At 72.7% G+C, this 21,374-nt stretch carries 20 protein-coding genes; 9 read left to right on the top strand and 11 right to left on the bottom strand.

Going from position 1 to position 21,374, the window contains the following annotated elements; all coding sequences use genetic code 11:
• The first annotated feature begins 30 nt into the window (after positions 1-30).
• Positions 31-666, top strand: coding sequence for a hypothetical protein (locus ASC64_RS17900; RefSeq protein ID WP_162245822.1), 636 nt, complete (start codon positions 31-33; stop codon positions 664-666).
• Between the two features lie 19 nt (positions 667-685).
• Here the strand turns inward: ASC64_RS17900 and ASC64_RS17895 are convergent, their stop codons facing one another.
• Positions 686-1,327: a TetR/AcrR family transcriptional regulator gene (locus ASC64_RS17895; protein ID WP_056908905.1), complete on the bottom strand. Its 642-nt coding sequence runs from the start codon at positions 1,325-1,327 to the stop codon at positions 686-688.
• A gap of 80 nt (positions 1,328-1,407) precedes the next feature.
• On the opposite strand from ASC64_RS17895, the gene ASC64_RS17890 reads away from it, so the two are divergent.
• On the top strand, positions 1,408-2,352 hold the full coding sequence (locus tag ASC64_RS17890) for an NAD(P)-dependent alcohol dehydrogenase (protein ID WP_056908904.1): 945 nt from the start codon (positions 1,408-1,410) through the stop codon (positions 2,350-2,352).
• 21 nt (positions 2,353-2,373) lie between these two features.
• Here ASC64_RS17890 and ASC64_RS17885 read toward each other — a convergent pair whose 3' ends face one another.
• Both ASC64_RS17885 and ASC64_RS17880 read right to left on the bottom strand, forming a co-directional pair.
• On the bottom strand, positions 2,374-3,543 hold the full coding sequence (locus ASC64_RS17885; protein WP_200937881.1) for a right-handed parallel beta-helix repeat-containing protein: 1,170 nt from the start codon (positions 3,541-3,543) through the stop codon (positions 2,374-2,376).
• Between the two features lies 1 nt (position 3,544).
• Entirely contained in the window at positions 3,545-5,212 is a 1,668-nt protein-coding gene (locus tag ASC64_RS17880) for a phospho-sugar mutase (RefSeq protein WP_056909014.1), read from the bottom strand.
• A gap of 70 nt (positions 5,213-5,282) precedes the next feature.
• Between ASC64_RS17880 and ASC64_RS17875 the strand changes: the two genes are divergently transcribed.
• On the top strand, positions 5,283-5,654 hold the full coding sequence (locus ASC64_RS17875; protein WP_056908902.1) for a VOC family protein: 372 nt from the start codon (positions 5,283-5,285) through the stop codon (positions 5,652-5,654).
• Positions 5,655-5,696: 42 nt separating this feature from the next.
• Positions 5,697-6,341, top strand: a complete 645-nt coding sequence (locus tag ASC64_RS17870; protein ID WP_082550607.1) for an MOSC domain-containing protein — start codon at positions 5,697-5,699, stop codon at positions 6,339-6,341.
• 67 nt (positions 6,342-6,408) lie between these two features.
• On the opposite strand, the gene tpx is transcribed toward ASC64_RS17870, so the two are convergent.
• Complete coding sequence (gene tpx / locus ASC64_RS17865; RefSeq protein ID WP_056908901.1) at positions 6,409-6,906, bottom strand: thiol peroxidase; 498 nt, start codon at positions 6,904-6,906, stop codon at positions 6,409-6,411.
• 88 nt (positions 6,907-6,994) lie between these two features.
• Between tpx and ASC64_RS17860 the strand changes: the two genes are divergently transcribed.
• A complete protein-coding gene (locus tag ASC64_RS17860) occupies positions 6,995-8,299 on the top strand; it encodes a DUF2252 domain-containing protein (RefSeq protein WP_235563812.1) in 1,305 nt (434 codons plus the stop codon).
• A gap of 23 nt (positions 8,300-8,322) precedes the next feature.
• Here the strand turns inward: ASC64_RS17860 and ASC64_RS17855 are convergent, their stop codons facing one another.
• From ASC64_RS17855 to ASC64_RS17835, 5 genes are all read right to left on the bottom strand, one after another.
• Positions 8,323-9,333 (bottom strand): aldo/keto reductase, encoded by a 1,011-nt coding sequence (locus tag ASC64_RS17855; RefSeq protein ID WP_156385272.1) that lies wholly within the window; start codon positions 9,331-9,333, stop codon positions 8,323-8,325.
• A gap of 42 nt (positions 9,334-9,375) precedes the next feature.
• Positions 9,376-9,750 carry a MerR family transcriptional regulator gene (locus ASC64_RS17850; RefSeq protein WP_056909012.1) on the bottom strand — a complete coding sequence of 125 codons (375 nt, stop codon included), beginning with the start codon at positions 9,748-9,750 and terminating at the stop codon, positions 9,376-9,378.
• A 58-nt stretch (positions 9,751-9,808) separates the two neighbouring features.
• Positions 9,809-10,606 (bottom strand): NAD-dependent epimerase/dehydratase family protein, encoded by a 798-nt coding sequence (locus ASC64_RS17845; RefSeq protein WP_056908898.1) that lies wholly within the window; start codon positions 10,604-10,606, stop codon positions 9,809-9,811.
• 11 nt (positions 10,607-10,617) lie between these two features.
• Positions 10,618-11,442: a purine-nucleoside phosphorylase gene (locus tag ASC64_RS17840; RefSeq protein ID WP_056908897.1), complete on the bottom strand. Its 825-nt coding sequence runs from the start codon at positions 11,440-11,442 to the stop codon at positions 10,618-10,620.
• Positions 11,443-11,562: 120 nt separating this feature from the next.
• Positions 11,563-12,015, bottom strand: coding sequence for a gamma-glutamylcyclotransferase (locus tag ASC64_RS17835; RefSeq protein ID WP_056908896.1), 453 nt, complete (start codon positions 12,013-12,015; stop codon positions 11,563-11,565).
• A gap of 67 nt (positions 12,016-12,082) precedes the next feature.
• Between ASC64_RS17835 and lpdA the strand changes: the two genes are divergently transcribed.
• Both lpdA and ASC64_RS17825 read left to right on the top strand, forming a co-directional pair.
• Positions 12,083-13,486 (top strand): dihydrolipoyl dehydrogenase, encoded by a 1,404-nt coding sequence (gene lpdA, locus ASC64_RS17830; RefSeq protein WP_056908895.1) that lies wholly within the window; start codon positions 12,083-12,085, stop codon positions 13,484-13,486.
• Positions 13,486-14,877 (top strand): NAD(P)H-quinone dehydrogenase, encoded by a 1,392-nt coding sequence (locus ASC64_RS17825; RefSeq protein ID WP_056908894.1) that lies wholly within the window; start codon positions 13,486-13,488, stop codon positions 14,875-14,877. The genes lpdA and ASC64_RS17825 overlap by 1 nt, the downstream gene beginning before the upstream one ends.
• Here the strand turns inward: ASC64_RS17825 and ASC64_RS17820 are convergent.
• Entirely contained in the window at positions 14,813-15,703 is an 891-nt protein-coding gene (locus ASC64_RS17820) for a DNA-formamidopyrimidine glycosylase family protein (protein WP_082550605.1), read from the bottom strand. The genes ASC64_RS17825 and ASC64_RS17820 overlap by 65 nt on opposite strands.
• 124 nt (positions 15,704-15,827) lie before the next feature.
• Between ASC64_RS17820 and ASC64_RS17815 the strand changes: the two genes are divergently transcribed.
• On the top strand, positions 15,828-17,054 hold the full coding sequence (locus ASC64_RS17815; protein ID WP_056908893.1) for a SpoIID/LytB domain-containing protein: 1,227 nt from the start codon (positions 15,828-15,830) through the stop codon (positions 17,052-17,054).
• On the top strand, positions 17,051-17,977 hold the full coding sequence (locus ASC64_RS17810; protein WP_056908892.1) for an SGNH/GDSL hydrolase family protein: 927 nt from the start codon (positions 17,051-17,053) through the stop codon (positions 17,975-17,977). The genes ASC64_RS17815 and ASC64_RS17810 overlap by 4 nt, the downstream gene beginning before the upstream one ends.
• A 9-nt stretch (positions 17,978-17,986) precedes the next feature.
• Here ASC64_RS17810 and ASC64_RS17805 read toward each other — a convergent pair whose 3' ends face one another.
• Positions 17,987-21,373, bottom strand: a complete 3,387-nt coding sequence (locus ASC64_RS17805) for a pyruvate carboxylase (protein WP_056908891.1) — start codon at positions 21,371-21,373, stop codon at positions 17,987-17,989.
• Position 21,374 lies beyond the last annotated feature (1 nt).

Raw genomic sequence — 21,374 nt, 5'->3', positions numbered from 1 at the left:
CGATGGCCCCGGACAATCGCCGGCGGGCCAATGTCTGCCCAAATCGACGAGGAGAACATGGCACGCGTGGAGGACGACCGGACCACCGTCGTGGAGAGGTTCCACCCCACGAGCGGCCGGTTGACCGGCTGGCTGACGATGCTCCTCGCCGCTGCCGTGGTGGTCGCCGGAGTGGCCTACCGCGACGAGGGCTTCCCGATGTGGGTGTTCGGCGGCGCCCTGCTCGTCGGGGTGCTCTCCTGGGCCGCGATGCTGCGCCCGGCGCTCTGGGTGACCGGCGACCACCTGGTCATGCGCAACCTGGCCGAGACGGTCCACATCCGCCTCGCCGCGGTCGAGGAGCTGGCCGTGCGCCAGGTCCTGGCGGTGCGCGCCGCCGACCGCCGGTGGGTGTCCACCGTGGTGGGCCGCAGCTGGCGCAAGGCTGCCCAGACCCGCCACCGTCCGTCGGGCGAGGGCGGCCCGCAGGAGGGCATGCCCTACGCCGACTTCGTGGAGCAGCGCCTCTACGAGCTCGTCGACAGCGCACGCACCGCGGCCGGCGTCCGGCCCGGCTCGCCCGACCAGCTCGCCCTGCCCGACGCCGTGCGCCGTGAGCGCGCGTGGCTGCCGATCGGCCTGCTCGCCGCCTCCGCGGCCGTGCTGGTGGTGTCGTTCTTCGTCTGAGTCCCGGTTCGCGGCGACCTCAGCCTGCCGCGAACCGCGCCTCGAGCCCGTCGAGGACGAGCGCGAGTCCGTAGTCGAACTCGTCGCCGTAGGCGTAGTCGCGGCCCACGACCTGCTCGGCGACCATCTCGGCGAGGTGGGGGTGCTCGGCCATCACCAGGCCCAGGTCCTCGACGAAGTCCTCCGCCGCCTCGCCGGGCTGGAAGGGGAGGTTCACCTCGGTCAGCACGAAGCCGTAGACGTAGGCGTCGAGCACCGAGAAGGCGTGCGCTGCGAGCGCCACAGAGAAGCCGGAGGCGCGCAGGCAACCGAGGACGGCGTCGTGGTGGCGCAGGTTCGCCGGGCCAGGGGTGCGACGCGACTCGATGAGGCCCAGGCCCCACGGGTGCGCGGCGAGCACCGCGCGGGCGGAGTGGGCGCGCGCCTCCATCTGGGCACGCCACGGCCGCCCCGCCGCGGGGGCATCGATGCGGACGAAGATCCAGTCGGCGAGGCCGTCGAGGAGCGCGTCCTTGCTGGCGACGTGGTGGTAGAGCGACATCGCCTCCACGCCGAGCTCGCGCCCCACGCTGCGCATGCTGACGCCCGCCAGGCCGGCCCGGTCCGCGACCCGGCTGGCGGCGTCGACGATGCGCTCGGAGGAGAGGGGTGGTCTGGACATCGTCGTCTCCTCCGCTGGCTGTCTTACGGCTGTAAGGCTACGGTGTCGATCTGGCTTACAGGTGTAAGGGAGAGGATGTCATGAAGGCAGCGGTGGTGGAGCGGTACGGACCGCCGGAGGTGGTCGAGGTGCGCGAGGTGCCCGACCCGCCGGTGCGGGGGAAGGGGCGGGTGCTGGTCCGGGTCCGGGCCGCGGCCGTCACCTCGGCCGACGGGCGGATCAGGGGAGCGCGCTTCCCGCGGGGCTTCGGCACCTTCGCGCGGCTCGCGTTCGGCGTACGACGTCCGCGACGCGCCGTGCTCGGCGGGGTCTTCTCGGGCGTGGTCGAGGAGGTCGGGCCCGGCGTCTCGGGGATCGCGGTCGGTGACGAGGTGTGCGGCATGACCGGCGTCCGGTTCGGCACGCACGCCGAGCTCGTGGTCGCGCGCGCCGACCGGCTGGTCGTGAAGCCGGCAGGGGTGTCCCACCAGGACGCCGCCGGTGTCCTCTTCGGCGGCACCACGGCCCTGCACTACCTGCGCGACCGCGTGCGCCCCGGTCACCGGGTGCTGGTCAACGGCGCCTCCGGCGCGATCGGCACCTCGGCGGTGCAGCTCGCGCGGCTGGCCGGAGGCCGCGTGACCGGGGTGTGCAGCGGGGCGAACGCCGACCTGGTCCGTTCGCTCGGCGCCGAGGAGGTCGTGGACCACACGACCACCCCGCTCGCCAGCCTCCCGGGGTCGTACGACGTCGTGCTCGACACCGTCGGCAACATCGACATCGCCGGCGGCCGGGCCCTGCTCGCCCCGGGCGGCGTCCTGCTGCTGGCGGTGGCCGACCTCGGTCAGACCCTGCGCGCCCGCGGCGACGTGGTCGCCGGCCCCTCCCCGGAGAAGCCGGAGTACTTCGCGCGGCTGCTCGACCTCGTGGCCTCGGGCGACCTGCGGGTGGTGGTGAGCCGGACGATGCCGCTCGACGACGTCGCCGAGGCGCACCGGGTCGTCGACACCGGACGCAAGGTCGGGAACGTGGTCGTCACGCCGTGACGCGACGCGCTGCGGCGGTGGTCAGCGCAGCTCGTGGGCGCCGAGGTCGGTCCGTCCGACGACCGGGCGACGCACGAGCCCCGCGGGTGCGACGTACTCCCAGCGCGCGCGCCAGCGAGCCGGGACCCGCACGCCGCGGTCGAGCGCCGGGGACGAGGCGGTCAGGTCGAAGTCCTCGGCTGCCGCGTCGACGAAGGTGGACGGCTGCACCCGACGGTTGGCGCGGGAGGCCGCCGTCCCGGTGGTCAGGTCGCCCGGCCCGACGAGCAGGTTGTTCACCAGTCGGGCCCGGCTGCCCTCGGCGAGGGCGACGAAGGTGCCGCTCGAGCGCTGGTTGACGAAGGTGTTGTTGACGACCCACAGGGTGTGGGAGGCGTTGGTCAGGCCCTCGGCACCGTAGGAGACCAGCGCCGGGTTCTCCGAGCGCGGCCCCTGCACGACCACGTTGCCCGCGACCAGTGACCGCCCGCCGTTGGGTAGGTCGATGGAGTAGCTGGCCGTGGCGTCGCCGTCGCTGATCCGGTTGGCGACGATGGTGTTGCGCGCGGCGCGCGACTTCAGCTCGTGGCCGGTGTCGGCGTCGCTGAGCCAGCTGCCGGCCACGGTCAGGGAGCGGACGGCGCCGACGTAGAGGTTGTGGGAGTAGCCGTCACCGAAGCCGTTGCGGAAGAACCGCGAGCGCCGGATGACGATGTCGCTGTCGGGGTCGGCGCCGGTGAGGATGCCGTTCTCGTTGTCGTGGAACCAGCTGCGGGTGACGGTGAGGTCGGTGCCCTCCTGCCGGATGCCAGCGCCGTTGCGGTCGGGCACCGAGGCGCCGCTGAGCTCGATCCGGTCGACGCGTGTCCGGTCGCCGGCGATCACCCAGATCGCCTTCCCCTGAGCGTCCTGCCCGTCGGCGCGCAGGTGCGCCCGGCCACCAACACCGCGCAGCGTCAGGTCGTCCTGGGTCCAGGCCGCGACGTCTCCGGAGTAGGTGCCGGCGTCGATCAGCACGGTGTCGCCGTCGCGCGCCACGGCCGCCGCGGCGCTCGGCGTGGCGAGCTCCTGGCCCGGCCCGACGTGCCAGGTCCGCGGTGCGCTGCGGTGCGTGACCGGGTCGTACGCCGCCGTGGCGGGTGCCGCGGCCAGCAGTCCGGCGGCGACGGCGAGGGTGAGGGCGAGGGGGCTCGAAGCTCGGTGCGCGCGCACGTCACGCACCCGACGGCTGCCCGAAGGCGACCCCGCGCAGGTCGGCGGTGATGGCGTCGAGCCGGCCTGCCGCGGAGATCCGGGCGGCGTCGACGCCGCCGCCGTCGGGCCCGGGCTCGACGGGGACGACGACCTCGAGGTAGCACTTCACCTTCGGCTCCGTGCCGCTCGGGCGCACGATCACGCGGGCGCCCTCGGCGAGCGAGTAGCGCAGGCCGTCGGTCGGCGGCAGCTGCGCCGAACCCTCGGACAGGTCCTCGACCCGCTCGACCGCGAGGCCGCCGAGGGTGGTCGGGGGAGCGCTGCGCAGGCGGTCCATGGTGGCCGGGATGTCGGCCAGGTCGTCGAAGCGCACGGAGAGCTGGTCGGTGGCGTGCAGGCCGTGCACGCGGGCGATGTCGTCGAGGATGTCGGTGAGGCCACGCCCCTCGGCCTTGGCCTGCGCCGCGAGCTCGCAGACCAGCAGCAGTGCCGAGACGCCGTCCTTGTCCCGCACGTGCTCGGGGTCGCAGCAGTAGCCCAGGGCCTCCTCGTAGCCGAAGGCCAGTCCCTCGACGCGGCCGATCCACTTGAAGCCGGTGAGGGTCTCCTCGTGCGGCTGGCCGGCGGCCGCGGCCATCTTGCCGAGCAGGCTGGAGGACACGATCGAGTTGGCGTAGGTGCCCCGGTGCCCGCGGGCCAGCAGGTGGTGGGCCAGCAGGGCGCCCACCTCGTCGCCGCGCAGCATCCGCCAGCCGTGCGCGTCCGGCACGGCCACGGCGCAGCGGTCGGCGTCGGGGTCGTTGGCCACCACGAGGTCGGCGCGCGTGTCCGCCGCCAGCGCCATCGCGAGGTCCATCGCCCCGGGCTCCTCGGGGTTGGGGAAGGACACCGTCGGGAAGTCCGGGTCGGGGTGCTCCTGCTGCTCGACGACGTGGGGCGCGTCGAAGCCGGCGGTCTCCAGCACCTGCGCGACCGTCGTGCCGCCGACGCCGTGCAGCGGGGTGTAGACGACGGACAGGTCGCGCGGCCCGTCCTCGGCGAGGCCGGCGACCGTGTCGAGGTAGCGGTCCACGATCTGCTCGCTCACGACCGTGCCGGCGTCGCCGCGCGGCAGCTCGGCGAGCGGGCCCACGGCGGCGATCCGGGCGGCGATCTCGCTGTCGGCCGGCGGCACGATCTGGCTGCCGTCACCGAGGTAGACCTTGTAGCCGTTGTCCTGCGGCGGGTTGTGGCTGGCGGTGACCATCACCCCGGCCGCGCAGCCGAGCTCGCGGATCGCGAAGGCGAGGAGCGGGGTGGGCAGCGTCCGCGGCATCACGAAGGCCTTGAAGCCGGCGCCGGTCATGATCTCGGCCGTGTCGCGCGCGAAGACGTCGGAGTTGTGGCGGGCGTCGAAGCCGATCACGACGGAGCCGCCGCGGTGCCCGGTGTCGCGGAGGTACGCCGCCAGGCCGGCCGCTGCACGGGTGACCACGACCCGGTTCATCCGGTTGGGCCCGGCACCGAGGGCGCCGCGCAGCCCGGCCGTGCCGAACTCGAGGGTGCCGGCGAAGCGGTCGGCGAGGTCGGTCTCCTCGCCGCGCTCAGCAGCGGCGACGAGCGCCTCCAGCTCGGCCCGGGTCTGCGCGTCGGGGTCCTCGGCGGCCCACGCCCGGGCCTGCTCGATGAGGTCGTTCGGTGCGGTCATGTGGGAACCGTAGTCCGTGGCGGCGCCCAGCTCGATGGCCAGTGTCGGCACCCGGTGCGACGATCGCAGGATGATCGATCACCTGGGCATCAACTGCACCGACCTGCAGCGGGCAGCAGCGTTCTACGACCGGGTCCTCGGGGTCCTCGGCCACCGACGGATCATGGACCTCGACGTGGCCATCGGCTACGGCACCGAGGGACCTGACTTCTGGATCAGCACCTTCGAGGGAGTCGGGGCCAACCGCGAGGTGCACGTCGCCTTCAGCGCCCCTGACGCCGCGACCGTGCGCGCCTTCCACGCAGAGGCGCTCGCGGCCGGCGCGGAGTCGCTCCACGAGCCCCGTCTGTGGCCGGAGTACCACGCCGGCTACTACGGCGCCTTCGTCCGCGACACCGAGGGCAACAACATCGAGGCCGTCTGCCACGCCGGCGACAGCTGATATCCGGAGGCGGCCCGGCGCCGGCCGGGCTAGCCTCGCGCCGTGAGCGCCACCGTCCTCTCCGTCAACGCCGGCAGGCTGGAGACGGTCGAGGGCGTGCGTCGCCCCTCGGGCATCTGCAAGCGCCCGGTTGAGCAGATCGCGGTCCGCGACCCGGGGCCCAAGCGCGGCGGGCTCGGCAGCGGCGTGGTCGGCGACGCCATCGGCAGCCGCAAGCACCACGGCGGCGAGACCCAAGCGGTCTACGCCTTCGCCCGCGAGGAGCTCGACCGGTGGGGACGTGAGCTCGGCCGCGACCTGCCGGACGGGATGTTCGGCGAGAACCTCACCACCTGGGGTCTCGAGGTCGACGACGCCGAGGTGGGCGAGCTGTGGAGGGTCGGGCTGACCCTGCTCGAGGTCTGCGGGCCGCGCGTCCCGTGCGCGACGTTCGCCGCCCGCATGCGCGAGCCCCGCTGGGTACGCCGTTTCGCCGATCACGGCCGCACCGGCGCCTACCTCGCGGTGCGGGAGGCCGGCGTGATCGACCGCGGCGACCCCATCGAGGTCGTGCACCGGCCGGGACACGGGCTCACGGTGCCGATGTTCTTCCGTGCGGCCATGGGCGACAAGGAGCTGACGGAGGTCTTCCTGGGCGCCCGGGTGCTGCCCGAGGCGGAGCACGAGTGGCTCGCGTCGCTGCGGTGATGCAGCACGGCGGCCGGGCGGTGCCTGATCGCCGGCGCGGCCCGGTGGGCCGCGCCGGCGGGGTGGCTCAGGAGAGCGCGGCCACCGCGGCGTCGTAGTCGGGCTCCACTCCGATCGCGTCAGTGAGCTGCGTGTGGAGCACGGTGCGGTCGGTGTCGAGGACGACGACCGCGCGGGCGAGCATGCCCTGCCACCCGCCGTCGGCCATCGCGACGCCGTAGTCCTCGCCGAACGAGGAGCGGAAGGCAGACCCGACCTCGACGTCGTCGATGCCCTCGGCGCCGCAGAAACGGGCCTGCGCCAGCGGGAGGTCCACCGAGACGTTGACGACGGTGGTGTTGTCCAGGCCGCCGGCGAGCTCGTTGAACTTCCGCACGCTCGCCTGGCACACGCCGGTGTCGATGCTGGGGAAGATGTTGAGGACGACACGCTTGCCCGCGACGTCGGCGTCGGTGAGCGGCTGGAACTTCAGTCCGACCAGGTCGAAGCCGGGTGCCTGCGAGCCGACCGCGGGGAGCTCGCCCACGGTGTTGACGGTGGTGTCGCCGAGTTGTGTGGTTGCCATGACCCATGTCTATCGCATGGCCGGGAACGGCAGCCACGCACGGTGCGGGGGTGGACCGCGAGCGGCGCGACGGGGCTAGATTGCGCCAGTGCCCACCGACCGGACCGCCACCATCGTCGAGGTGCTGCGCGACGCCTTCGCTCCCCTGATGCGCGCCGATCCGGCCGCGTTCCGGGCCAAGTACCGCAAGATGGCGCGTGACCCGCACGCCTTCTACCGCGGCACCGCGTGCCTGTTCTACAACGACGTCACGGCCGACGAGGACCCGTGGGCCGACCACGACGCCGAGCGGATCTGGATCCACGGCGACCTGCACGTGGAGAACTTCGGCACCTACCTCAACTCCGACGGCCGGCTGATCTTCGACGTCAACGACTTCGACGAGGCCTACGTCGGACGATTCACGTGGGACCTGCAGCGCTTCGCCGCGAGCCTCGCGCTGGTCGGCTGGCAGAAGGCGCTTCCCGAGGAGGCGATCCGCAAGCTCATCGCGCGCTACGCGCGGTCCTACCTCGCGCAGGTCTCGCACTACGTCGACTCCGACGACGACGACTTCGCGATCCGGATCGACAACGCGCACGGGCCGGTGCTGACCGCGCTGGTCGAGGCGCGATCGATGCGGCGCGCCGACCTGCTCGACAGCATCACCGCGATGAAGGACGGCCGTCGGCGATTCCTCGAGGACGGCACCACCCGTCGCCTCGCGCGGGGGGAGCGGGCCGAGGTCGTCGCGGCCTTCCGGGGCTACCTCGACACGATCCCGGAGTCCAAGCGCTTCGACCGCGACCTGTTCTACGAGCTGCGCGACGTCGTCGGCAAGTCCGGCTTCGGCATCGGCAGCGCCGGCCTGCCGGCGTACAACGTGCTGGTGGAGGGCTACAGCCAGGCCCTCGACAACGACGTCGTGCTGAGCATGAAGCAGGCCAACGTCCCCGCGGTCAGTCGCTTCGTCGACACCAGCGAGGTGGACGCCTACTTCGAGCACGAGGGCCACCGCACGGCGGTCAGCCAGCGGGCGCTGCAGGTCCACACCGACCCCCTGCTCGGCCACACCCGCGTCGGCGACACCGGCTACGTCGTCTCCGAGGTGTCGCCCTACGAGGTGGACCTCGACTGGGACGAGGTCAACGAGCCCGACGAGATGCGCGCGGTCGTGGACCTGCTCGGTCGCGCGACCGCCAAGATCCACTGCGCCTCCGACGAGGACAGCCACCAGGACCTCGTCGACTTCCAGGTGGAGGAGGCCATCGCGCAGTCCCTGCACGGTCGCCGCAACGACTTCGTCACCTGGCTGGGCGACTGGGGGATCGCTTACGCCGTCCGGGTGCGCGAGGACCACGCCCTCTTCGTCGACGCCTTCCGCGAGGGCCGGGTCGGCATCGCCGCGACCTGACCGGACGGGGACGACGTGCCCGCTCAGGCGTCGATGGAGGCCATGTTGCCGTAGCGGTCGCCGACAACGGCGTCGCGCGGGACGGCCTGCTCGAGCGCGGCGAGGTCGTCGGACGTGAGCTCGACGTCGAGGGCGCCGACGTTCTCCTCGAGGTACTTCACGCGCTTGGTGCCCGGGATCGGGACGACCCCCAGCTCGGAGTCACCCTGGGCCAGCACCCAGGCGAGGGCGAGCTGGCCGGGAGTGCAGCCCTTTACGGACGCGATCTCGCGGACCTTCTCGACCAGCGCGAGGTTGGCGTCGAGCGCCTCGCCCTGGAAGCGGGGGAAGTACTCCGAGCGGCGGCGGTCGGCCTCGCCGGCCGCGCCGCGGTCGGCGCTGATCGCGCCGGTGAGCAGACCCCGCCCGAGGGGGGAGTAGGGGACCAGGCCGATGCCCAGCTCGCGGATCGTCGGGAGGATCTCGTCCTCGAGGTCGCGGGTGAACAGCGAGTACTCGGTCTGGAGCGCGGTGATCGGGTGGACGGCGTGGGCCTTGCGGATGGTGGCCGCCGAGGCCTCCGACAGGCCGAGGTGGCGCACCTTGCCCGCCTCGACGAGCTCCTTCATGGCGCCGACGGTCTCCTCGATCGGCACCGTCTTGTCGACCCGGTGCTGGTAGTAGAGGTCGATGTGGTCGACGCCGAGGCGCTGGAGCGAGTCGTCGCACGCCTTGCGGACGTAGTCGGGGCTGCCGTTGATGCCGACCATGGTGCCGTCGGGCAGCCGCTCGTTGCCGAACTTGGTGGCGAGCTGGACCTCGTCGCGGCGACCGGCGATGGCCTTGCCGACCAGCAGCTCGTTGGTGAACGGGCCGTACATGTCGGCGGTGTCGAGGAAGGTCACGCCGAGGTCGAGCGCGCGGTGGATGGTGTCGGTGCCGCCCTGCTCGTCGGGCGTCCCGTAGAACTCCGACATCCCCATGCAGCCGAGGCCGAGGGCGCTGACCGTGAGGGACGAGGCGGTGCCGAGCGTGCGGTGCTGGATCTGTGTCATGTCCTCCACCATTCGCCTTGGAGTGCGCTCGAAGTCAAGCCCTCACTCGGTCGGAGCGAGCTTTCCCTCGTAGAGCGCGATCTTGTAGTCGATGGCGCGCAGGTGCGAGGTCACCTCGGCCAGCTGGCGCTCGACGACCTCGCGGTGGGCGAGCAGCAGCTCGAGCCGCTCGGCCTCGTTGCCGTCGCCCTCGCGCACCAGGGCGGCATAGCGGCGTACGTCACGGATGGGCATGCCGGTGGAGCGCAGCCGGGTCACCATCTGGATCCAGCGCAGGTCGTCGTCGGTGTAGCGGCGGTGGCCGGACGAGGCGCGCTCGACGGAGTGCAGGAGCAGGCCGTCGCGCTCGTAGTAGCGCAGCGTGTGGGCGGTGAGGCCGGTCTGCTCGGCGGCCTCGGCGATGCTCAGGCTGGTCACCGCACCAGTCTCCGACTTGGAGCGCACTCCAAGTCAAGCCCGGTGGGCTCGCGCCGGATCAGTCGCCGAGCGCCGGCCGGTGGAAGGCGGGCGTGGCGTAGGGGCCGCCGACGAACTCGGCCTCGGCCTCGTCCTCGGGGCGGGCCACGATCCGGTCGGCGAACTGCTCGGCGTCGTCGAGGGGCTCGTAGCCGAGCCGGCGCCCCGGCTCGAGGTCCCACCAGGCGCGGGTGTTGGCGCTGATGCCGTAGAGCACGGCGAAGCCGGGAGCGGGTGCGGTCAGCGCAGCCTCGACCATGCGCACGCCGTCGTCGTGGGAGAGCCACGTGGAGAGCGCGCGCAGCGTGGTCGGCTCCTCCAGGAAGGAGCCGATCCGGCAGGCGACGGCGTCGATGCCGTGGCGGTCGACGAAGAGCCGCAGCAGCGCCTCGGCAGCGACCTTGCCCACGCCGTAGTAGGTGTCAGGGCGGGGGAGGGCGTGCTCGGTGAGCTCGCCAGCGGCGCGCGGGGTGCGACCCACCGCGTGGTTGGAGGAGGCGTAGACCAGGCGCTGCACCCGGTGGGTCACCATCGCGTCGAGCAGCGCCGCGGTGGTGATCACGTGCGACGTGAGCTCCTCGGGCAGGGATGCCTCCTCGGGCACGCCGGCCAGGTGCACCACCGCGTCGAGTCGCTCCTCGGCGAACACGGCCGCCACGGCGTCGGCGTCGGTGCAGTCGGCCTCGTGCCAGGTGGACGTCGTCCCCTCGGGCGCGGGCACCAGGTCGAGCCCGACGACGTCGTGGCCGCGGTCGGCGAGGCCGACCGTGACGACCCGTCCGAGGCTGCCGGCGGCACCCGTGACGAGGACGCGCATCAGGTCGCCCCTCAGATCCGCTCGACGACCTGGCTGAGCAGGCCGCCCATCCGGCTCGCCGCGGCCCGGCCCGCCTCGAGGACCTCCTCGTGGTTGAGCGGCTCACCGCTCAACCCCGCAGCGAGGTTGGTGACCAGGCTGATGCCGAGGACCTCCATGCCGGCCTCGCGGGCCGCGATCGCCTCGAGCGTGGTGCTCATGCCGACCAGGTGTCCGCCCAGGATGCCGGCCATGCGCACCTCGGCCGGGGTCTCGTAGTGGGGACCGGGGAACTGGACGTAGACGCCCTCGTCGAGCGAGTCGTCGATCTCCTTGCAGAGTCCCCGAAGGCGCGGGCTGTAGAGGTCGGTGAGGTCGACGAAGTTGGCGCCGACGATGGGGCTGGTGCCGGTCAGGTTGATGTGGTCGGAGATCAGCACCGGCTGGCCGGGCTGCCAGCCCTGCTTGAGACCGCCGCACCCGTTGGTGAGGACGATGGCCGAGCAGCCGGCGGCCGCTGCCGTACGGACCGGGTGGACGACCGCAGCGACGCCCTTGCCCTCGTAGAAGTGGGTGCGCGAGAGGAAGACCAGCAGGTGGCGTTCCCCGTCGGGGGTCGAGGTCCTGATCGAGCGGATCTTGCCGCTGTGGCCGGCGACCGCGGCGGCGCTGAAGCCGGGGAGGTCGGTGGTGTCGATCTCGGCGGTGGCCTCGCCGAGGGCGTCGACGGCCGGCAGCCAGCCGGAGCCGAGGACGAGGGCGATGTCGTGGCGCTCCACCCCGGTCAGCTCGGCGAGCCGCTCCGCGGCGGATCCGGCGAGCTCGTAGGGCGTGGGCGCGTCAGCTGCGTGGGTCACGCCGCGAACTCTAGACCGAAGGACTGGCCGGTCACGACGTCCGCCGTTGACCCCTGCCCAACGGCGGACGTCGCACTGGTCCAACGCGCGAGTGCGCGGCAGGTCACGTGCGCGACGGGGTCAGAGGCCGGTCGATCGGCAGGCGCGTCGGCGCAGGGCGGCGACGTAGTCCTCGGGGGCGCCGGCGGCGTCGGCGGCGTCGGCGAGCACCCCCAGGTAGGAGGCCGACGGCAGGCCGCCCTCGTAGGCGTCGAGGACGTAGGCCCACACGACCATCTCGCCGGTCATCGTCTGCACCCGCACCTTGGTCTTGCGGTAGAGCCCGCTGTCGGCGGACTCCCAGCCGTCGAGGGAGCGCTCGTCCTCGGGGGTGACGTCGTAGACCGCCACGAAGACCTGCTCGAACGGGTCCTGGACGATCGTGGAGAGCGCGCCGTCCCAGCCGTGCTCCTCACCGCCGAAGGTGAGCCGCCAGCCGGTGAGCCAGCCCGTCGAGTGCAGGATCGAGTGCGGGCAGCGCTCGCCCATCCGGGCGGGATCGAGGTTCGTCCCGTAGGCGGCGTAGAGCGTCACGGGCGACAGGATATCGAGCCTCGACCTCGGTGGACTCCCGCGTGGCACGGACAACTAGGCTGGGGCCGTGACCGACACGCACTTCGACACCCTCGTCCTCGGCGCCGGCCCCGGTGGCTACGTCGCCGCCATCCGCGCCTCGCAGCTCGGCCAGAAGGTGGCCGTGGTCGAGGACAAGTACTGGGGAGGGGTCTGCCTCAACGTCGGCTGCATCCCCTCCAAGGCGCTGCTGAAGAACGCCGAGCTGGCGCACACGCTCCAGCACGAGAAGGCGAAGTTCGGCATCGAGGGCGACGCCACGATGGCCTTCGGCCCGACGCACAAGCGCAGCCGTGACGTCAGCGCCGGCATCGTCAAGGGCGTCCACTTCCTGATGAAGAAGAACAAGATCACCGAGATCGACGGCTGGGGCACCCTCGCGGGCCGCAACGACGTCGACGTGAAGGGCAAGGACGGGCAGACCACCCGCTACACCTTCGACAACCTGATCATCGCCGCCGGTGCGAAGGTGCGCCTGGTGCCCGGTGTGGAGCTCAGCGAGAACGTCGTCACCTACGAGGAGCAGATCCTCACCGACCAGCTCCCCAGCTCGATCGTCATCGGCGGCTCCGGCGCCATCGGCGTGGAGTTCGCCTACGTGATGGCCAACTTCGGCGTCGACGTCACGATCGTGGAGTTCCTCGACCGGATGGTCCCCACCGAGGACGCCGACATCTCCAAGGAGCTCGCCAAGCACTACAAGAAGCTCGGCGTGAAGGTGCTGACCTCCACCGCCGTGAAGGGTGTCGAGGACACCGGCTCGGGCGTGAAGGTCACGGTCGCCCCGGCCGCCGGCGGCGACGAGCAGGTGCTCGAGGCCGACAAGTTCCTCGCGGCCTTCGGCTTCGCGCCCCGCATCGACGGCTACGGCCTCGAGAACGTCGGCGTGGCGGTCTCCGAGCGCGGCGCGATCGAGATCGACGACTACATGCGCACCAACGTCCCGGGCGTCTACGCCATCGGCGACTGCACCGGCAAGATGATGCTCGCCCACGTGGCCGAGGCCATGGGTGTCGTCGCCGCGGAGACGATCAACGGTGCCGAGACCATGCCGGTCGACTACGACTTCGTCCCGCGCGCGACCTACTGCAACCCGCAGATCGCCTCGTTCGGCTACAGCGAGGCCCAGGCCAAGGAGAAGGGCTACGACGTGAAGACCGCGTCGTTCCCCTTCACCGCCAACGGCAAGGCGATGGGCCTCGGCGAGGCCGTGGGCTTCGTGAAGGTCGTCGCCGACGGCGAGCACAACGAGATCATCGGCGCCCACATGATCGGCCCGGGAGTCACCGAGCTGCTGCCCGTGCTGACCCTGGCGCAGAAGTGGGACCTCACCGCCGACGAGGTGGCCCGCAACGTCTTCGCGCACCCGACGCTGAGCGAGGCCGTCAAGGAGGCCGTCCACGGCATCGCCGGCCACATGATCAACTTCTGATGACCGACCACATCGTCATCGTCGGCGGCGGTCCGGGCGGCTACGAGGCCGCCCACGTCGCGGCGCAGCTCGGCGCCGAGGTGACCGTCGTCGACACCGACGGGGTGGGCGGCTCCGCGGTCCTCACCGACTGCGTGCCGAGCAAGACGCTGATCGCCACGGCCGAGCTGATGACCGACATGTCCACGGCGCGGGAGCTCGGGGTCAACTTCCACGACCACGAGGGCGACGCCGCCACCTCGATCGCCGTCGACCTGGCCCGCGTCAACGCCCGCGTGAAGCAGCTCGCCGCCGACCAGTCGACCGACATCGCGGCCCGCCTCGACCGCGACGGCGTACGCGTCGTGACGGGGCGCGGCCGCCTCGGGCCCGACCTCACCGTCATCGCGACCACCGCGTCGGGCGAGGAGACGCTCCGGGCGGACGCGATCATCGTGGCCACGGGTGCCGCCCCGCGCACGCTGCCCAGCGCCCAGCCCGACGGCGAGCGGATCCTGACCTGGGAGCAGGTCTACGACCTGACCGAGGTGCCGGAGAAGCTGATCGTGGTGGGGTCGGGCGTGACCGGCGCGGAGTTCGCCAGCGCCTACCTCTCCCTCGGCATCGACGTCACCCTGGTGAGCAGCCGCGACCGGGTGCTGCCCGGTGAGGACGCCGACGCGTCCGCCGTGCTCGAGGAGGTGCTCACCCGCCGCGGGATGCACGTGCTCGGGAAGTCGCGGATGCAGTCGGTGACCCGCGACGGTGACGAGGTCACCGTGACGCTGACCGACGGCCGCACGGTCACCGGCAGCCACTGCATCCTCGCCCTCGGCTCCATCCCCAACACCGCCGACCTGGGGCTCGAGGAGGCCGGGGTGGCGACCGACGACGGTGGCTTCATCACGGTCGACCGGGTCTCGCGCACCACCGCGCGCGGCATCTACGCCGCCGGCGACTGCACCGGCGTGCTGATGCTCGCCTCCGTCGCGGCGATGCAGGGCCGGATCGCGATGTGGCACTTCCTCGGCGACGCGGTCGCCCCGCTCGACCTCAAGAAGGTCTCCTCCAACGTCTTCACCTCACCGGAGATCGCCACGGTGGGCTGGTCGCAGCAGGCGGTCGACGCGGGCGAGATCGCCGCCGAGGTGGTCATGCTCCCGCTGGCGGGCAACGCCCGCGCCAAGATGCAGGGCGTGCGTGACGGCTTCGTGAAGCTCTTCTGCCGTCCCGGCACCGGCATCGTGGTGGGGGGAGTGGTCGTCGGCCCGCGTGCCTCCGAGCTGATCCACCCGGTCTCGATCGCCGTCGCGGAGTCGCTGACCGCCGACCAGCTCGCGCACGCGTTCACCGTCTACCCCTCGATGAGCGGGTCGATCGCCGAGGCCGCCCGCCGGCTGCACCGGGTCTGACACCGACACCGGTCCTGGCCTCGGACCCGGGGCCGGGCTGGCAGGCCGGGCACCACCAGGTCCACCGGTTGGCGGCGTCGCCCGGCACCTCGGCCTGCACGCTCACCGGCCCCCGGCAGCGGCGGCACCCCCGCCGCTGGCGGCCCGTGACCCAGTGGTCGTCGCCCCTGGACGGCGAGCCGGTTGTGACCTGGTAGGCGCCCTCGACCGTGGCGGAGTGGTGCAGCATCGTCGCCGCGCGCTCGACGTCGACGTCGCCCACCGGCGTCCACGGGCTGACCCCGATCAGGAAGGCCAGCTCGTTGGCCCAGAGGTTGCCGAGGCCGGCCATCGACCGCTGGTCGAGCAGCGCGGTGACCAGCGGGGTGTCCGGGGCGGCGCGGAGGCGGCGCACGGCCTCGGGGGCGTCCCAGTCGGCGCGGAGCGGGTCGGGGCCGAGGTGCCCGACGAGGTCCTGCTCGCGGTCGGTGGGCACCAGGTCGAGGTCGTGCAGCCGGATGCCGTGGACGGTGCGGGCGTCGTCGAGCGTGAGCATCAGGCGGACGTGCGGCTGCAGCCGGGCGGGCAGGCGCTTGCCGGGTGCGAGCGTCGACCACGACCCGTCCATGCGGAGGTGGCTGTGGAGCGTGGCCGGGGGTGAGCCGTCGAGGCCGGAGAGCCGGGTGAGGAGGTGCTTGCCATGGGTGTCGTGGCCCAGCACCGTGCGTCCGGCGACGTCTCGCGTGGCGAGTCGCGGCGTGCGGAAGTCGGAGCGGGTGAGGAGGTGTCCCGCCAGCTGGCGGTCGAGCCGCCGCGCGAGCTTCCAGACACTGTCTCCCTCGGGCACGCCTCCAGTCTCACAGGCGGGTCCGACAGTCCCCAGTGGTTCCGCCGTCCGGGTCCGGGGGTCGGCGACCCCCTGTACGCTCGGTGGCTCTGCTCATCGATCCCCCGGGGGGGAGGACCACGTCATGACCCGATCCCGCTTCCTGCTCGCGTTCGTGCTGAGTGCGCTGCTGCTTCCGGTCCTGCCCGCGGACGCCGCTGCCCCGCGCCGGAAGGTCGAGACCTACCCGACGCCCGGGTCCGTCGCGATCACGATCACCGGCCACGGGTTCGGCCACGGCCACGGCCTTTCCCAGTACGGCGCCCAGGGTGCTGCGCTGCAGGGGCTGACGTGGCAGCAGATCGACGAGTTCTACTACCCCGGCACGACGTGGGGCCCCGTCACGGGCAGGATCCGCGTGCTGATCACCGCCGACTCCGGGCGCGACGTCCAGGTCGCCGCCGCCCGCGGCCTCAAGGTCACCAGCCTGGAGCGCAGGCGCACGTGGCGGCTGCCGCCGCTGACGGCCAGGAAGTGGCGGCTCGTGGCGCAGGGCGACGACACGCTCGTGCAGTCCACCCGGGGTGGCCGGTGGAAGACGTGGAGGAGGGTCCCGGGCGAGGCCGAGTTCTCCTCGGTCACCGGCCGGCTGACCCTGGTCCTGCCCGGGGAGCGGCGCGACTACCGCGGCACCCTGCAGTCGGTGGCTCCCCGCCGGGGCGCCCGGCGCGAGACGGTCAACCGGGTCGGGATGGAGGCCTACCTGCGTGGCGTCGTGCCCGAGGAGGTGCCGCCCCTGTGGGAGCCCGCCGCGGTGAGCGCCCAGTCGGTGGCCGCCCGCACCTATGCCGCCTTCGAGCGCTCGCACCCGGCCGCCCCTCACTACGACCTCTGCGACACCACGCAGTGCCAGGTCTACGGCGGCGTCGACGTGGAGCACGCCGCCGCGGACGCCGCCATCGCGGCGACCGCCGGGCAGGGCCTGTTCCACGAGGGCCGACCCGCGTTCACGCAGTTCTCCGCGAGCAACGGCGGCTTCTCCTCGGCGGGCTCCATGCCCTACCTCGTCGCCCAGGCCGACCCCTACGACGGCGTCGCCAACCCGACGTACTCGACGTGGAGCCGGACCGTCGACGACGCGCAGATCGAGAAGCAGTGGCCCGCCGTCGGCGACCTCGCAGCCATCGAGGTCACGACCCGCGACGGCAACGGCGACTGGGGCGGCCGGGTCGTCGACATGGCCTTCGTCGGCACCAACGGCACCAGGGTGAGCGTCGACGGCGACACGGTCCGCTCCGCACTGGGCCTGCCGTCCAGCTGGTTCACCTTCCCCTCCGTCGCACCGCGACAGACGGGACCGGTGCGCCCGTGAGGTGGGGTGTCCTGCTGGCGGGGCTGGCCCTTGCCGCCACCGGGTGCGAGGGCGGCCAGGCAGCCGACGGCGGTCTCGACCTGCCCGACCCGGTCGTCGACACCGAGGTGACGAGCACCATCGACTACGTCGCCCTCGGTGACTCGTTCTCGGCGGGCCCGTTCATCGGCACCATGCGCTCCGACCCAACGGGGTGCGCCCGCTCCCGCGACAACTACCCGGCCTTCCTGGCCGACTGGCTCGACGTCGCCAGCTACACCGACGTGTCGTGCTCGGCCGCCACCACGGTGGACCTCTACCAGCGGATGCGGATGTTCGACGGCAAGACCACCCGCCCGCAGCTCGACGCGGTCTCCGCCGACACCGACCTGGTCACCCTCGGCATCGGCGGCAACGACTTCGGGATCTACGACTCCCTCATCCGCTGCCAGGACGGGCGCCTCGCCACCTGCCCGGTGGCCGAGCTCGAGGCCGACGCCCGCAAGGTCGCCGGCCGCGTCGAGCAGGCCGTGCGCCGGATCGCCCGGCGCGCGCCGGACGCCAGCGTCTACGTCGTCGGCTACCCCGACATCCTCCCGACAGACCGCACCTGCGCGGCTGTCGGCGCCTCCCCGGAGGTGCTCGGCCCGGTCGGGCGGGTCGCCGAGCGGCTCAACGACTCGCTGGAGGCCGGCGCCGAGGCGGCAGGAGCGACCTACGTCGACATGGCCGCGGTCTCGGACGGCCACGACGTGTGCGCCAAGGGCCGGGCCTGGATCAACGGCCCGCGCTTCCGCGCCGGCGTGGCCGCGCCGTTCCACCCCAAGATCAACGGCATGCGCGCGATGGCCGCCGAGGTCTTCCGCTCCGTCACCGGTGACGAGCCGGAGGTCACCGAGTACGCCGAGCCCGACCCCGACGTGGTGGTGCTCAACCAGTCCTGACCTCGGGCCCTACCCGATGACCAGCACCAGGTCGCCGCCCTCGGCGGCCTTCGTCGAGGGGATCGCCACGCGGGTCACCGTGCCGGCGACCGGGGCGGTGATGGAGGCCTCCATCTTCATCGCCTCGATGGTCGCCACGGTCTGTCCGGCCTCCACGGAGTCGCCCTCCGCGACGGTCACGGTCACCGCGCCGTCGTAGGGGGCGGCGACGTGGCCGGGCACGTTCGGGTCGGCCCGCTCGGCCGAGGCGACCTCCGCGGACACCGTGCGGTCGCGCACCTGCACCGGGCGCAGCTGCCCGTCGATGGTGGCGAGCACGTTGCGGAAGCCGCGCTCGTCGGGCTCGCTGATCGCCTCGAGGCCGAAGAGCATCTCGCGGCCCTCGCGGACCCGCACCCGGTGCTCCTCGCCGCGGCGCAGGCCGTAGAGGTAGTCGACGGTGGACAGCACGGAGAGGTCGCCGAAGGTCTCCCGGCTCTCGCGGAACGCCGCCGTCGGGCCGGGGAAGAGCAGCTCGTTGAGCGTGCCTCGGCGGTCGGCCTCGAGGCCGGCCTCCTGCTCGGGCGTGAGGGTCTCGGTGGGCTGCTTCCACGTGCGACCCGCGAGCGCCTTGGTGCGGAAAGGCTCCGGCCAGCCGCCGGGCGGGTCGCCGAGCTCGCCGTTGAGGAAGCCGATGACCGAGTCCGGGACGTCGTAGGACGCCGGGTCAGCCTCGAACTCCGCGGGGTCGGCGCCGGCCGCGACCAGGGCGAGCGCCAGGTCGCCGACGACCTTCGACGACGGCGTCACCTTGACCACGTTGCCGAGGATGTCGTTGGCGGCGGCGTACATGTCCTCGACCTGCTCGAACTTCTCGCCGAGGCCCAGCGCGATGGCCTGCTGGCGCAGGTTGGACAGCTGGCCGCCGGGGATCTCGTGGCGGTAGACGCGTCCCGTCGGCGCGGGCAGGCCGGACTCGAAGGGGGCGTAGACCCGTCGGGTGGCCTCCCAGTAGGGCTCCATCGCGTTGACCGCGGCCAGCGACAGACCGGTCTCGCGGTCCGAGTGGTCGGTGGCCGAGACCAGCGCCGACAGCGCGGGCTGCGACGTGGTGCCGGCCATCGCCGCGCTGGCTGCGTCGACCGCGTCGACGCCCGACTCGATCGCCGCGACCAGGGTGGCGAGCTGGCCACCGGGGGTGTCGTGGGTGTGCAGGTGCACGGGGAGGTCGAACCGCTCGCGCAGCGCGGTGACCAGGGTGCGGGCGGCGGGGGCGCGGAGCAGGCCGGCCATGTCCTTGATCGCCAGCACGTGCGCCCCGGCCGAGACGATCTGGTCGGCGAGGCGGAGGTAGTAGTCGAGCGTGTAGAGCGTCTCGTCGGGGGAGGAGAGGTCGCCGGTGTAGCAGAGGGCGACCTCGGCGACGGTGGTGCCGGTGGCGCGGACCGCCTCGATCGCCGGGCGCATCTGGGAGACGTCGTTGAGGGCGTCGAAGATCCGGAAGACGTCGATGCCGGTGGCGGCGGCCTCCTCGACGAACGCCTCGGTCACCCGGGTCGGGTAGGGGGTGTAGCCGACGGTGTTGCGGCCGCGGAGCAGCATCTGCAGGCAGACGTTGGGCACTGCCTCGCGCAGCGCGGCGAGCCGGTCCCACGGGTCCTCGGACAGGAAGCGCAGCGCCACGTCGTACGTCGCTCCGCCCCAGCACTCCAGGGACCACAGCTGCGGGGTGGTGCGGGCGACGTGCTCGGCCACGGCCAGCAGGTCGCGGGTGCGGACCCGGGTCGCGAGCAGCGACTGGTGCGCGTCGCGGAAGGTGGTGTCGGTGACCGCGACGTCCTTCTGGGCGCGGAGCCGGCGGGCGAACTCCGCGGGACCGAGCTCGGCGAGCAGCTGGCGCGAGCCGTCGGGGATCGGGGCGGAGCGGTCGAGCGCGGGCAGCTTGGTCGCGGCCGCGAGCGTGACCGGGGCCGGCCCGTGCGGCTGGTTGACCGTCACGTCGGCGAGGTAGGTCAGCAGACGCGAGGCACGGTCGGCCCCGACCCGCGCCTTGAGCAGCTGGGGGTGGTCCTCGATGAAGGACGTGGTGACGCCGCCGGCGGCGAAGTCGGGATCGGCGAGCACGGCCTGCAGGAAGCTGACGTTGGTGGAGACGCCCCGGATGCGGAACTCCAGCAGCGCGCGGCGAGCCTTCTCGACCGCCGACTCGAAGGTGCGGCCGCGGCAGGTCAGCTTGGCCAGCATCGAGTCGAAGTGCGGGCTGATCTCGGCGCCGGTGTAGGTCGTACCGCCGTCGAGGCGCACCCCGGGACCGCCGGGGGAGCGGTACATCGTGATCTTGCCGGTGTCGGGGCGGAACCCGTTGGCGGGGTCCTCGGTGGTGATCCGGCACTGCAGCGCGAAGCCGCGCGGCTGCACCGACTCCTGGGTCAGCTCGAGGTCGGTCAGGGTCGCGCCGGCGGCGATGCGCATCTGCGACTGCACGAGGTCGACCCCGGTGACCTCCTCGGTCACCGTGTGCTCGACCTGGATGCGGGGGTTCATCTCGATGAAGACGTAGTTGCCCGACGGGTCGAGGAGGAACTCGACCGTGCCGGCGTTCTTGTAGTCGATCTCTCGGGCGAAGCGCACGGCGTCCGCGCAGATCCGGTCCCGGAGCTCGGGGTCCAGGTTGGGTGCGGGGGCGATCTCGACGACCTTCTGGTGGCGACGCTGCACCGAGCAGTCTCGCTCGTAGAGGTGGATCACGCCCTCGTCGGCGCCGGTCCCGTCCGAGAGGATCTGCACCTCGATGTGGCGAGGATCGACCACGGCCTGCTCGATGAAGACGGTCGGGTCGCCGAAGGCGCCCTCGGCCTCACGCATGCAGGTCTCGATCGCCTCACGCAGGTCGGCGCGGTCGTCGACGCGGCGCATGCCGCGACCGCCGCCGCCGGCGACGGCCTTGACGAACAGGGGTGCCTGGATCTGCTCGGCGGCGACGAGGAGCTCGTCGACGTCGGTGGAGGGCGGCACGGACTCCAGCACGGGCACACCGGCGGCCTTGGCGGCGGCGATGGCCCGGGCCTTGTTGCCGGTCAACGTCAGCACGTCGGCGCTGGGGCCGATGAAGGTGATGCCCGCCGCGGCACAGGCCTCGGCCAGCGCGGGGTTCTCCGAGAGGAAGCCGTATCCCGGGTAGATCGCATCGGCGCCGCAGCGGACGGCGACCTCGACGATCGCGTCGGGGTCGAGGTAGGCCCGGACCGGGTGCCCCTCCTCGCCGATCTGGTAGGCCTCCTCGGCCTTCATCCGGTGCTCGGACCACCGGTCCTCGTGCGGGAAGACGGCCACCGTGCGCACGCCGATCTCGCGTGCGGCGCGGAACGCCCGGACTGCGATCTCGCCGCGGTTGGCGACGAGCACCTTGGAGAACATG

Origin of the sequence: Nocardioides sp. Root122, from assembly GCF_001425025.1 — a bacterium.
GTDB lineage: Bacteria > Actinomycetota > Actinomycetes > Propionibacteriales > Nocardioidaceae > Nocardioides.
The sequence above is the reverse complement of the archived record's forward strand: the minus strand, read 5'-3'. Positions and strand labels throughout refer to the sequence as shown.